This window comes from Marixanthomonas ophiurae, from assembly GCF_003413745.1.
Taxonomy (GTDB): domain Bacteria; phylum Bacteroidota; class Bacteroidia; order Flavobacteriales; family Flavobacteriaceae; genus Marixanthomonas; species Marixanthomonas ophiurae.
Genome location: NZ_QVID01000001.1, coordinates 1,875,554 through 1,887,420, shown reverse-complemented (window position 1 = coordinate 1,887,420; position 11,867 = coordinate 1,875,554). Strand labels below are relative to the sequence as shown.

The following is an 11,867-nucleotide window of genomic DNA, read 5'->3' as shown; positions in this document are numbered from 1 at the left end:
CTTACAGAATATTTTAGAAAAATTTAGTCTTCTAAAAAAAGGTTTCGCACAATAGCAGCAAATAAACCCCCAGCAATTGGAATTAGAATAAACAACCAGAGTTGCTCTAAGGCCTTTCCCCCGGCAAATAAAGCTGGTGCTAAACTACGCGCTGGATTTACCGATGTTCCCGTAATAGGAATAGCTACCATATGTATTAATGCTAGTGAAATACCAATGGCCAATCCAGCCATTAATGGAGATGCTTTTTTAGCAGTAGTGCCAAAAATGACTAAAAGGAATAAAAAAGTAAGAATAAACTCGGTTACCAACGCTGAAATAATATTGTACTCGCCCAAATACCCATCACCCCAACCATTACTAGCCAACCCCCATTCTGGCATGTCAAAACCTTCACTACCAATAACAATAATATACAAGATTGCTGCTGCAAGGGTTGCCCCAATACATTGTGAAATTACATACCCAATGGTATCCTTGACTGACAATTTTTTAGCAGCCATCATCGCTATAGAGACAGCTGGATTAATATGGCATCCGGAAATTGGACCAATGGCATACACCATAACCACAAGCGAAAAGCCAAAAGCCAAGGAAATACCTAACAAGCCTATTCCTTCGGGACCTGATTCTGAAACGCTGGCAATTGTAGCTGCACCGCATCCAAATAGCACCAAGGCAAACGTCCCTAATGCTTCTGCAAAATACTTTTTAGTAGACCCCATAATAAACCGCTGATTAGCAGCTATTAAAGATATACCTAATATTTATAGAAAGGAAATTTTAATCTGAAAGGAGTTTCTTACGTTCGGTCTTTATTTAACCAATGCGGAATATCCGGTGCTTTAAAGTTATGCATTTTTTCCAACAAATTTTCAATTGTGGTATCTACTAAAAGCAGCTCATAATTATCCATTGACAAAAAACCTTTTCGCACCATGGTTTCAAGTAGCTTGAGCAAATCGTTATAAAAACCATTTACATTTAACAAGCCAATGGGTTTTTGATGTAATCCCAGTTGCAACCATGTCATGATTTCAAAAAGCTCTTCGAGGGTTCCCATCCCACCAGGTAAAGCAATAAAGCCATCACTTAACTCGTGCATTTTTAGCTTTCGCTCGTGCATGTTTTTCGTGGTGTGCAGTTTGGTTAGGCCAAGGTGTACGACCTCTTTTTTCTTTAAAAATTCAGGAATTATACCTATTACTTGTCCTTTGTTATCTAACGTAGTTTTAGCTAAAACACCCATAATTCCAATTTTAGCTGCACCATAAACCAATGTAATCTTCTTCTCGGCAAACAGTTTCCCTGTTTTCTCTGCAGCTTCTACTATGGCAGTATCGTTTCCGTCACTACTTCCGCAGAAAACACATATTTTAGTTAACTCTTTCATTTGATTATTTTTTAAAGCAGAAAAGATTACTTACTTTTTCTACATTGAAGCATTCGGTCTTTTCCTCTAAAGTCTTTTTTTAATTTAATAATTGGGTAGCCTTCATCTTTTAAAGATTCGATTAATTCTTTACTAAGGTACTCATTTATCTCGAAGTACAATTTTCCGTTTGGCTTTAAATAACGTAAGGAAAGCCTTGCTATAGTTCGGTAAAACAATAATGGATCTGAATTACTTACAAATAATGCCGATGCAGGTTCATGGTCTAAAACATTGCTCTGCATCTTTAATTTCTCTAATTCACGAACATAGGGCGGGTTTGAAACAATTACATCGTATTGCTGTGGAAGAGTTCCCGTTTTTAAAATATCTTCTTGAAAAAATTGAACTGTAACATTGTTTAGCTTTGCATTTTCTTCAGCAGTTTTCAATGCTTCATATGAATAGTCTAATGCCGAAATAGCAGCTCCCGAAAGTTTTTTTGCTAATGAAATAGCAATACAACCCGAACCAGTCCCTATATCTAAAATACTGTAATCGTTACTTTTTTCTGAAACAGAATCTTCTATAATCCACTCTACCAGTTCTTCTGTTTCTGGTCGAGGTATTAAAGTGTCTTTATTTACTTTAAAAGTGAGCCCATAAAATTCCGTATCACCTACAATATATTGTATAGGTTCCTGTTTTTTTAGCCTCTCTAAAGCTGTTTCAAACTTTTTCAGGGTAGTCGAACCAATTTCTTTATCTGCTTCAAGCGTTATTTGTACGCGAGCAAGATTCAGGTATTTTTCAGAAAGAATAAAAAAGAAAGATTGTATTTCTTCTGAAGGGTAAACTTCTGAAAGCGTTTCAGTAAATTTAAGTTTTAGCTCTTTTAATTTCATCTCTTCAACACTAAAGTTTCATCAACATATGAACCGGACAAGAATGGTGACCAGTATCTCCCAAAGGACTGTCTAAAAACTCAAAACCAACACTTTTATAAAGTTTTTGAGCAGCTGTCATATCTGGCATGGTTTCAATATAACATTTTTCAAAATTGAATTCGCGCGCTTTTACCAAACACATTTTTATCATAGTTGCGCCTAAGCCTTTTCCTCTTGCTTCAGGCAAAAAGTACATTTTCTGTAGTTCGCACACATTACCCTCATAATTATCGAGTTTTGAAATGCCGGCACCTCCAATTACAGTACCGTTTACTTCCACCACAAAATAGCAAGCTTTGTCTTTATCATAGGTTTCATACATACAATCTAAGGCTTTATCTTCGTAAGCCGTTCCTTTTTTTGGAATATTCATATCTTCAAAAACCGAACGTATTACACTGGCAATTTGAGGATTATCATTCTTTTCAATAAGACGAATAATTGGTGTGTCCATGTAAGCAATTCCTTGTATTTTTACTGCGTGAAGGTACATGAAAAATATATGCAACGCTGCATCGATTTGGCCAAAAACGGACTGGGGACTACCTACCCAAATCCGCTGGTAGGAAGCGTTATTGTTTACAATCAGTCAATTATTGGCGAAGGTTGGCATTACAAAGCCGGACAACCGCATGCCGAAGTGAATGCCATAAATAGTGTTGCTGACAAAGACCTTTTAAAAGAAGCTACCATATATGTAAGCTTAGAACCTTGCAGCCATTTTGGAAAAACACCTCCTTGTGCCGACTTAATTATAGCGAACGGAATAAAGAGCGTAGTAATTGGCAGTACCGACCCCAACCCTAAAGTTTCTGGAAACGGTATAAAAAAATTAATAGAGGCTGGTTGCGATGTAACTGTCGGAATTTTGGAAGATGATTGTATTAATTTAAACAAACGCTTTTTCACGTTTCATAATAAAAAACGACCGTATATTATTTTAAAATGGGCACAGACAAAAGACGGCTTTATTGCACCTGCTGAACCTTCAACTAGTTCAAAAAATATTACAGGTCAAAAACCTGTTTGGATTACCAACACCTATTCTCGCCAACGAACACATAAATTACGAGCAGAAGAAGAGGCTATTTTAGTAGGAACCAATACTGTTTTAAAAGACAACCCTAGCTTAACAACACGTGACTGGAAAGGCACGTCTCCTACTCGAGTTATAATTGACAGAAATTTGAAAATTCCGCCAGAAGCTTCCGTTATGGACGGAAAGGTTCTTACCATTATAATTACCGAGGAACAGAGAGAAGCATTAGAAAACATTAACTTTGAAATTGTTGATTTTCAAAAAAACATAGCCCAACAAATCTGTAGCGTGTTGTATAAATACAACCTACAATCAGTGATTATTGAAGGCGGAAGTATAACCATAAATACTTTTATTAAGGACAACCTTTGGGATGAAGCTTATATATTTACTGGAAGTTCTATTTTTGGAAGCGGTGTAAAAGTCCCTAGTTTTTCAGAAGAGCAAAAAACGAATATCTCTTTACTTTCTGAAGAAAACCTTCAAAACGATACACTACAACTATTTAAAAACAACGCTACTTGACAGCTCTACTCTTTAGCATTCTCTCTTCCACTTTAATTTTTGTGGTATTTAAACTTTTTGATCGTTTTAAAATCAATACGCTGCACGCTATTGTAGTCAATTATATTGTTGCCTTTTCATGTGGGTTATTTTTTTATAAAGGGGACCTGACATTGGCTCACGTACCAGAACAACCTTGGTTTTACTACACCTTAGGACTTGGCGCTTTGTTTATCATTATTTTCAATTTAATGGCCATTACAACCCAAAAGAGTGGATTGTCGGTAGTTTCAGTAGCTACAAAAATGAGTGTGGTTATTCCTATTGCTTTCGGCTTAGTTTATTACAAAGAAAGCTTAGGGATTTTAAAGATTTTAGGAATAATTTTAGCATTGGTTGCCGTGTATTTGGCCTCTATAAAAACCAAGGACGGCATCGCCATTCAAAAAAAGAATTTAATCTATCCATTATTGGTTTTCTTAGGTAGTGGTTTTATTGATACGAGTATAAAATATTTGGAAGATACGATGGTGGCTGAAGATGAGGTCGCACTATTTTCAGCTATTATTTTTTCAGCAGCAGCGTGTATAGGAATTTTGATTCTAATCGGTCAAAAGATAAGAGGGACGTTTTCATTTCAATTTAAAACCATTATTGGCGGTATCGCTTTGGGTTTTGCTAATTATTTTTCAATCTACTATATTATACAAGCCTTACGCAGTGATATATTAGAAAGTTCAGGGGTCTTTACGGTTAATAATGTAGCCATTGTTATGGTATCTACACTATTGGGAATTACCTTTTTTAAAGAAAGACTACTACGGAAAAACTGGATTGGAATTATCCTTGCCGTGATCAGTATCTTTTTGGTAGCTTTGGCAAAATGGTAAAGCGTAAAGTAATTAAGACACTATAATTTAATATTAAAAACACACAACTATTTCTTCAGAAAAAGACACATATAAAACCATTACAAAACCTTCAAAAGAAGTCTTGTTTAAAGATCGAGGCAGTAAATTTTTCGGATATGCCTTTCCCGTTAAAAATGAAGCACAAATTGAAGAACACATAGAAGAGCTAAAAAACAAGCACCACAAAGCACGCCATTGGTGCTACGCATGGCAACTGGGTAAGGAATACGAAGCCTACCGAGCCAACGATGACGGTGAACCTTCAAACAGTGCCGGAATGCCCATTTACGGACAACTACAATCGTTCGATGTAACAAACACTCTAGTTGTGGTAGTACGTTATTTTGGCGGAACCAAATTGGGTGTCGGCGGTTTAATTCAAGCTTACAAAACAGGGGCTCAAATGGCTTTGGAAAATTCAAAAATTGTAAAAAGAACGATTGACGAAACCTTTTTACTGAAATTTGAATACCCCGAGATGAATACCGTAATGCGCATTATAAAAGATGAAGACCTGAACATCATCAATCAAAAAATGGAGTTAACCTGTGAAATAGAGATATCCGTTCGTCAAAAAGAAGCAAATCGTATTTTCGAACTATTTGAAAACACGTATAAAATTACCATTAAAAAAATAGAAGATTAGTTCTCCTTCTCAAGTCTTTTCAATAAATAATCTGGCGCTTTTCTCAACTTATTGGTTTGAGTGTCTATAAAAACTAAAGTCGTAGTCGCAGTCACTAAAAGTTCATTAGCTTCATTGTGTATTTCATACTGAAATTCTATTTTGACTGTTGGTGTCTTTTTTAAGACAGTCGTTATTGTTAATAAGTCGTCATATCTCGCTGGACGTTTATAATCCACATTCAAGTTAACAACCGGAAGCTGTATATCATGTTCTTCCATCCATTTATAGGAAAAGCCTAGTTCACGAAGCCATTCTGTTCGTCCTTGTTCTAGGTATTGTGCATAGTTGCCGTAATATACCACGCCCATTTGGTCGGTTTCGCCATATCGCACGCGTATTTTTGTAAGGGATTTTTTCATAGTTTTATGCCTTAGGTGCCAATCTTTTTTTGTAGTTTTATCCGTATTAGAGTATGCACAAAAAAAACTAATAATTCAATAGCCTTTGTGTTTTTTTATTCATTTTTTTGTTCACATATTTGTACCGTTAAGATACTGAAAAAAACATACTCTTGTTTTTTACTTCTTAGCCAAATCTAAATTAAATAAACTAATTACTTCAACAGTAACTATGAGCAAAACTGCAAAATCGGTTTGGAACAATTGTTTGTCCTTCATTGAAGATAACATTACTTCTCAGGCTTATAAAACGTGGTTCGAACCTATAAATGCAGTGAAACTCACAGATAATTCACTGAGCATTCAAGTGCCCAGTAAATTCTTTTACGAATGGTTAGAAGAACATTATGTAAAATTACTGAAAGTTGCTCTCACCAAAGAATTGGGTAAAGATGCCAAACTGGTGTATGTTATTAGAATGGAAAACACCTATGGTAACAAGCAACCTTTTACCGAAAAAATACCAAGTTCAAACCGAAGTCATTTACAATCTCAGGAAATTGATGTTCCAGTAAAGAACAAAAGCCCTGAACTGAAAAATCCATTTATCATTCCAGGGATTCGAAATGTAAAGATTGAATCACAATTGAATCCTTCGTATAATTTTGATAACTTTCTGGAAGGAGAAAGTAACCGTTTGGCCCGCTCGGCTGGAATGGCTGTAGCTAACAAACCTGGTGGAACTTCGTTTAACCCTTTGTTAATTTTTGGTGGTGTCGGTTTAGGAAAAACACACCTTGCACACGCTATTGGAGTTGAAATTAAAGATAAGTACCCTGAAAAAACAGTTCTCTATATTTCTGCGGAAAAGTTTACACAACAATATATTGAGTCTGTTAAAAAGAACAACCGAAACGATTTTATTCATTTCTATCAAATAATCGATGTTTTGATTGTTGATGATATTCAGTTATTATCCGGAAAAGCAGGAACTCAAGATGTTTTCTTCCATATTTTTAACCATTTACACCAAAACGGAAAGCAGGTTATTTTAACGAGTGACAAAGCGCCTGTCGATATGATGGATATTGAACAACGTTTACTCTCTCGTTTTAAGTGGGGGTTGTCGGCTGAATTAAATCATCCAGATTACGATACTCGTGTGGCAATTATCAAAAATAAATTATATCGTGATGGTGTAGAAATGCCAGAAGATATTATTGAGTTTTTAGCAAACAATATCAAAACAAACATTCGTGAATTGGAAGGTGCTATTATTTCGTTGATTGCACATTCATCTTTCAACAAAAAGGATATTACCATTGATCTTGCTAAAAAGATTGTTGATAACTATGTGAAGCATACCAAACGAGAAGTTTCTATCGATTACATTCAGAAAATTGTAAGCGACTATTTCCAAATGGATGTGGATACGCTTCAAAGCAAAACTCGAAAACGACATATTGTTCAAGCACGTCAATTGGCTATGTTCTTTGCTAAAAAACTTACCAAAGCTTCTTTGGCTTCTATAGGGTCACAAATAGGACAACGCGATCATGCAACGGTATTACATGCTTGTAAAACAGTCAATAATCTTTCGAGCACTGATAAACAGTTCCGGAAGTATGTAGAAGATCTCAATAAAAAATTAACTTTATAATCGTATCAATCCAGCCTAATAGCTGGATTTTTAACATCCCCCTAACCTACTTTCAATAACCAATCACTTATTTTCGTTACTAAGTGAATGTAAACTGAATAATTGCTGAAAAAATGAAAACAAAAGTAATCATGGTCTGTTTAGGAAATATTTGCCGCTCCCCTTTGGCAGAAGGCCTTTTGAAATCTAAAATAAACACCTCCAATATTTATGTAACCTCTGCCGGAACCGGACATTGGCACGTAGGCGAACAACCTGACCCAAGAAGCATTGCCGTTGCTAAAAAAAATAATTTAGACATTACCAATCAGCAAGGAAGGCAATTTAAAACAGAAGATTTTAAGGAGTTTGATTATATTTTTGTGATGGACAATTCTAATAAAGAAAATGTCTTGAAGCTTGCCAAAACTGAAGAAGATAAACAAAAAGTACAATTAATACTTGAAGAAATTTTCCCAGGTGAAAATGTTGATGTGCCGGATCCTTACTATGGTGGAAACAGTGGTTTCGACAAGGTATATGACATGCTCAATCAAGCTTGTGAAAAAATAGCAAATCGTATTTAAGAGTATTTATTAAATGGTTTTCGTTATTTTAGTAGAAAATGAAAACCATGAAAAAATATTTCCCTTACTTCCTCGCATTTCTATTTATTACCCAAATTACCGCTCAAGAAGTTACCATCGAACTGTTTAAGGATGGATTTAATAGTCCTGTAAATCTTCAGCACGCAGGTGACGATCGTCTATTTGTGGTAGAGCAAAACGGAATTATTAAAATTATAAACCCTGACGGAACAATCAATTCAACACCTTTTTTAGATATTTCTGGTCAAGTTTCTTGTTGTGGTGAACGTGGTCTTTTAGGTCTTGCCTTTCATCCCGATTATCAAAATAATGGTTATTTTTTCGTGAATTATACCGATATCAATGGTGACACACAAGTGTCTAGATTTAGTGTAAGCGCCTCAAATGTCGATGTAGCAGATGCAAATTCAGAGTTACCAATTATAGACTACAATCAACCCAATGGTAACCATAATGGTGGCTGTTTAGCATTCGGGCCCGATGGATATTTGTATATTTCTTCAGGCGATGGGGGAGGTAGTGGCGATACGAGTAACAATGCACAAAACCTCACTTTACTATTAGGCAAAATGCTTCGTCTCGATATAGATAATCCAGATGGGACAGAAAATTATTCGATTCCTTCGGACAACCCTTTTATTGGAAATCCTGATGCTAGAGATGAAATATGGGCATACGGACTTAGAAACCCGTGGAAATTTTCATTTGATTCGTTAAACGGTGATATTTGGATTGGCGATGTAGGGCAAAATGAAGTAGAGGAAATTGACAAAGCTGCCGCTACCGATGCTGGTTTAAATTATGGCTGGCGCTGTTATGAGGGTTCAGCCCCTTTTAATACCTCTAATTGCCCACCACAAAGCGAACTTACATTCCCAATAGCTGAATATTCTTCTGGATCAGGAAGTGGAAATTGTTCCATAACAGGAGGATATGTCTACCGGGGGAATGTATATGCCGACATACAAGGAGTTTATATATTTGCCGATTATTGTAACGGAACTATAAGCACGCTTGATCAATCAGGGACTATTGTAGAACAATTGGATATTCAGCAAAACTGGGTTTCATTTGGAGAAGATGTCAATGGTGAACTGTATGCTGTCGCCCTTGGTGGTGATATCTATAAAATTGAAGGAGGAGAAATTCTTTCAAATTCAAATATTGATGAAGTTTCAGATGTTTTCTTATTACCCAACCCAGCATCAAACACAGTGTCATTAAAAGCGAGCAATATTTTATTTTCTGAAATAACCATTATCGATGTAAAAGGAAGTATTATTTATTCTGAAAAAAATAAACCCACAGCAACTAAAACGATTTCCGTTACAAATTTCAATGACGGCATGTATTTTGTGAAAGCTATTTCAGAAAGTGGAAACGAAATCATAAAAAAATTAGTGATACAATAAAAAGCTTATACAACCCCAAAAAGGAAACCTATATTTAATACCTTGTACGCTTGGCGATACTCCGCCTTTAGAGGTGTTACCATTATTAGTAAAAAAAGCAGTTGAACACATTGACTATTATATTGTTGAGCATGAAAAAAACGCAAGACGTTTTATAAAAAGTATTGTTCCTCGAAAATCGCAACCAGATTTAAAATTTCAACTCATAAATAAATTTACAGATGCAAGTGAAATACCTCAAATGCTATCCGCGTGTCTAGAAGGTTTTGATGTAGGAGTTATAAGCGATGCTGGTTGCCCTGGTATTGCAGATCCTGGTGCTGGTGTTGTAGAGCAAGCTCACTTACAAGGCATAAAAGTGGTTCCGTTAGTAGGCCCCTCTTCTATTTTAATGGCGATGATGGCTAGTGGTTTTAATGGACAGAATTTTGCCTTTAATGGGTATCTTCCTATTGATAAAAAAGAACGAAAGACTGCAATAAAACGGCTAGAGAAGCTTTCTTTGGAATACGAACAGTCTCAATTGTTCATTGAAACGCCCTACCGAAATAACCAGATGCTGGAAAGTTTAACTACTGCATTACACCCGCAAACCAAAATATGTGTGGCCTGTGATATTACACTTCCTTCAGAATTTATTAAAACGGACACCGCCGAAAACTGGAAAAACAAAAAAGTGGATCTTAATAAAAGACCCACTTTATTTATTATTCAAAAGTAAAAGTGTGTTTAAAGCACTTTAGCTTTTCTATTAGGAAGTATAAATGAAGTGTCGTACCCACTGAACTTTTTAAGGTAATACCCTATAGAAGTTCCAAAAGCATCACTGAATCCTATAGTTCCGCCGCTTCGTAAATATTTTTTCACATTTCCGGCACCAGCCAAATGTGCTGCTGCTAAGATACCAGATTCAGTCACTTTAACTCCGTTAACGTATTTTCCAGAAAAACGTTTGATGTCCCTGCGCAAAATCCATTTGTTTCTTGCTGTGTAGGCAGTAAATGCTTCTTCTTGTAAACGGGAATCATTTATAAAGGAATTTGGATTATAAACACCAATCATCCTTAAAGTTGCAGATGCAAACTGATATTTACCCAAATATCCAAATTGATTGATAATTGTGTAATCACCCCGCGATTCTTTAAAACCTAAAGCCTCTTTAAAGCCCACATACGATTTTCCTAAAAATAAGGAATAATTGGGGGTAGGAACAGGCTTGGTATAGGTTATCATTTCCTCTTTATTAGGAACGTTATAATCCATCACTTCATCATCTAAAATGTAGTGGGAAAGATCCACATTATTTTTTGTGGTAAATCCACTAAAAAATAATGCTGTTACAGTAAGTACGGTTAATAATCCTGCTATGTTTTTTTTCATTATTTAAAAGTTCGAGTGAGAAATTTCACACTCTTATTTTCAGCGCGCAAATATACACCTTTTTTATTAATCTGATAATTAAACTGTTAAAGTTTGTTAAATGAAAAAACCAGGCTTGTCTACCTGGTTTTTTCAATAATTATAATGTCGCCGTGGCGTTGTTATCTGGAAGGATTGATGATACATCATACGCTGCAAATGTTTGCATGTATTTTGTAATGGGAATGTTGTTGGCATCTTTAAAAACCACTTTCCCATCAGTATCGAGAAACTTCATTACATTTCCTGCCCCTCCCAAATGGGCTGCTGCTACTAAACCAGACTCGGTTACTTTAATACCATCTATAATTTGACCCTTATATTCATTGATATAATCTTTAAGAACCCATTTATTTTTAGAAATCAACGCTTCAAACGCTTTTTCCTGTAATAATGGAGAATTTAAAAATTTTCGTTTATTATGAATACCGACCCAATTAAGAGCAGACCAGCCAAACTGGTATTTTCCCAAATAACCTAATCTATTAACAGCCTTGTAATTACCACTGCTTTCACTAAAGCCGAGGTCTTCACAAAAGCCAAGGTACGACTTCCCAACAAAGGGAATATTCTGTTGGGGATTCATATTTACTTCAAAGTTATAAGGAACATAAGATGATGCCCCTATGACGTCCGTAGTAAATATAGGACTACTGTATTTCATTTCTTCTTTCGAAGAAAAACCTGTAACACAAAATATAGTTACAAGCAGTAGCACAGACAATTTCATAAAACGTTTTCTCATGTTTTACTTAGTTTTAAAAATTATAATTATTGCGCTTACACTTCGTGCGTAAGCGTAATAGCCTTAAGTTCAGACACCTATTTAACAAATAATGTGCCAGCCATAAGTTCTATGAAATCTGTATATCAAAGAGCGTTTATTTCTTCTTACGTGTTGAAATTAAACTCAACCATATTTAATATAAAGGTATTTGTAGAGGTGATAGATGAATTAACATTGTTTAACCTGTTGTTTTAAAAAGGTTT

The 11,867-nt window shown here is 35.5% G+C and carries 14 protein-coding genes; 7 read left to right on the top strand and 7 right to left on the bottom strand.

Annotated elements, in window-relative coordinates:
* Positions 1 to 23: 23 nt before the first annotated feature.
* The 4 genes from aqpZ to DZ858_RS08690 all read right to left on the bottom strand — a co-directional run bounded on the left by aqpZ (position 24) and on the right by DZ858_RS08690 (position 2,773).
* Complete coding sequence (gene aqpZ / locus DZ858_RS08705) at positions 24 to 725, bottom strand: aquaporin Z (RefSeq protein WP_117159167.1); 702 nt, start codon at positions 723 to 725, stop codon at positions 24 to 26.
* Positions 726 to 802: 77 nt separating this feature from the next.
* Positions 803 to 1,393 (bottom strand): LOG family protein, encoded by a 591-nt coding sequence (locus tag DZ858_RS08700; RefSeq protein WP_117159166.1) that lies wholly within the window; start codon positions 1,391 to 1,393, stop codon positions 803 to 805.
* Positions 1,394 to 1,419: 26 nt separating this feature from the next.
* On the bottom strand, positions 1,420 to 2,277 hold the full coding sequence (prmC, locus tag DZ858_RS08695) for a peptide chain release factor N(5)-glutamine methyltransferase (protein WP_117159165.1): 858 nt from the start codon (positions 2,275 to 2,277) through the stop codon (positions 1,420 to 1,422).
* Positions 2,278 to 2,287: 10 nt separating this feature from the next.
* Positions 2,288 to 2,773: a GNAT family N-acetyltransferase gene (locus DZ858_RS08690; RefSeq protein ID WP_117159569.1), complete on the bottom strand. Its 486-nt coding sequence runs from the start codon at positions 2,771 to 2,773 to the stop codon at positions 2,288 to 2,290.
* 27 nt (positions 2,774 to 2,800) lie between these two features.
* On the opposite strand from DZ858_RS08690, the gene ribD reads away from it, so the two are divergent.
* From ribD to DZ858_RS08675, 3 genes are all read left to right on the top strand, one after another.
* Positions 2,801 to 3,883 (top strand): bifunctional diaminohydroxyphosphoribosylaminopyrimidine deaminase/5-amino-6-(5-phosphoribosylamino)uracil reductase RibD, encoded by a 1,083-nt coding sequence (ribD, locus tag DZ858_RS08685; RefSeq protein WP_117159164.1) that lies wholly within the window; start codon positions 2,801 to 2,803, stop codon positions 3,881 to 3,883.
* Positions 3,880 to 4,752, top strand: coding sequence for a DMT family transporter (locus tag DZ858_RS08680; RefSeq protein ID WP_117159163.1), 873 nt, complete (start codon positions 3,880 to 3,882; stop codon positions 4,750 to 4,752). The genes ribD and DZ858_RS08680 overlap by 4 nt, the downstream gene beginning before the upstream one ends.
* Before the next feature lie 103 nt (positions 4,753 to 4,855).
* Entirely contained in the window at positions 4,856 to 5,419 is a 564-nt protein-coding gene (locus tag DZ858_RS08675) for an IMPACT family protein (protein ID WP_394340447.1), read from the top strand.
* Here DZ858_RS08675 and DZ858_RS08670 read toward each other — a convergent pair.
* A complete protein-coding gene (locus DZ858_RS08670; RefSeq protein WP_117159161.1) occupies positions 5,416 to 5,820 on the bottom strand; it encodes an acyl-CoA thioesterase in 405 nt (134 codons plus the stop codon). The two genes, DZ858_RS08675 and DZ858_RS08670, sit on opposite strands and share 4 nt — an antisense overlap.
* Before the next feature lie 211 nt (positions 5,821 to 6,031).
* Here DZ858_RS08670 and dnaA point away from each other — a divergent pair, with 211 nt between their 5' ends.
* The 4 genes from dnaA to DZ858_RS08650 all read left to right on the top strand — a co-directional run bounded on the left by dnaA (position 6,032) and on the right by DZ858_RS08650 (position 10,179).
* Positions 6,032 to 7,459, top strand: a complete 1,428-nt coding sequence (gene dnaA / locus DZ858_RS08665; protein WP_117159160.1) for a chromosomal replication initiator protein DnaA — start codon at positions 6,032 to 6,034, stop codon at positions 7,457 to 7,459.
* 113 nt (positions 7,460 to 7,572) lie between these two features.
* Entirely contained in the window at positions 7,573 to 8,025 is a 453-nt protein-coding gene (locus DZ858_RS08660; RefSeq protein WP_117159159.1) for a low molecular weight protein-tyrosine-phosphatase, read from the top strand.
* Positions 8,026 to 8,072: 47 nt separating this feature from the next.
* On the top strand, positions 8,073 to 9,458 hold the full coding sequence (locus tag DZ858_RS08655) for a PQQ-dependent sugar dehydrogenase (RefSeq protein WP_239990746.1): 1,386 nt from the start codon (positions 8,073 to 8,075) through the stop codon (positions 9,456 to 9,458).
* 7 nt (positions 9,459 to 9,465) lie between these two features.
* Positions 9,466 to 10,179: an SAM-dependent methyltransferase gene (locus tag DZ858_RS08650; protein WP_117159157.1), complete on the top strand. Its 714-nt coding sequence runs from the start codon at positions 9,466 to 9,468 to the stop codon at positions 10,177 to 10,179.
* An 8-nt stretch (positions 10,180 to 10,187) separates the two neighbouring features.
* Here the strand turns inward: DZ858_RS08650 and DZ858_RS08645 are convergent, their stop codons facing one another.
* Both DZ858_RS08645 and DZ858_RS08640 read right to left on the bottom strand, forming a co-directional pair.
* Entirely contained in the window at positions 10,188 to 10,838 is a 651-nt protein-coding gene (locus DZ858_RS08645; protein WP_117159156.1) for a peptidoglycan-binding protein LysM, read from the bottom strand.
* A gap of 139 nt (positions 10,839 to 10,977) precedes the next feature.
* Complete coding sequence (locus DZ858_RS08640; protein WP_147309581.1) at positions 10,978 to 11,622, bottom strand: hypothetical protein; 645 nt, start codon at positions 11,620 to 11,622, stop codon at positions 10,978 to 10,980.
* Positions 11,623 to 11,867 lie beyond the last annotated feature (245 nt).

Coding starts and splice junctions, on each gene's coding strand:
- aqpZ (WP_117159167.1), bottom strand. CDS start 725: ATGGGGTCTACTAAAAAGTATTTTGCAGAAGCATTAGGGACGTTTGCC.
- DZ858_RS08700 (WP_117159166.1), bottom strand. CDS start 1,393: ATGAAAGAGTTAACTAAAATATGTGTTTTCTGCGGAAGTAGTGACGGA.
- prmC (WP_117159165.1), bottom strand. CDS start 2,277: ATGAAATTAAAAGAGCTAAAACTTAAATTTACTGAAACGCTTTCAGAA.
- DZ858_RS08690 (WP_117159569.1), bottom strand. CDS start 2,773: ATGGACACACCAATTATTCGTCTTATTGAAAAGAATGATAATCCTCAA.
- DZ858_RS08670 (WP_117159161.1), bottom strand. CDS start 5,820: ATGAAAAAATCCCTTACAAAAATACGCGTGCGATATGGCGAAACCGAC.
- dnaA (WP_117159160.1), top strand. CDS start 6,032: ATGAGCAAAACTGCAAAATCGGTTTGGAACAATTGTTTGTCCTTCATT.
- DZ858_RS08660 (WP_117159159.1), top strand. CDS start 7,573: ATGAAAACAAAAGTAATCATGGTCTGTTTAGGAAATATTTGCCGCTCC.
- DZ858_RS08655 (WP_239990746.1), top strand. CDS start 8,073: ATGAAAAAATATTTCCCTTACTTCCTCGCATTTCTATTTATTACCCAA.
- DZ858_RS08645 (WP_117159156.1), bottom strand. CDS start 10,838: ATGAAAAAAAACATAGCAGGATTATTAACCGTACTTACTGTAACAGCA.
- DZ858_RS08640 (WP_147309581.1), bottom strand. CDS start 11,622: ATGAGAAAACGTTTTATGAAATTGTCTGTGCTACTGCTTGTAACTATA.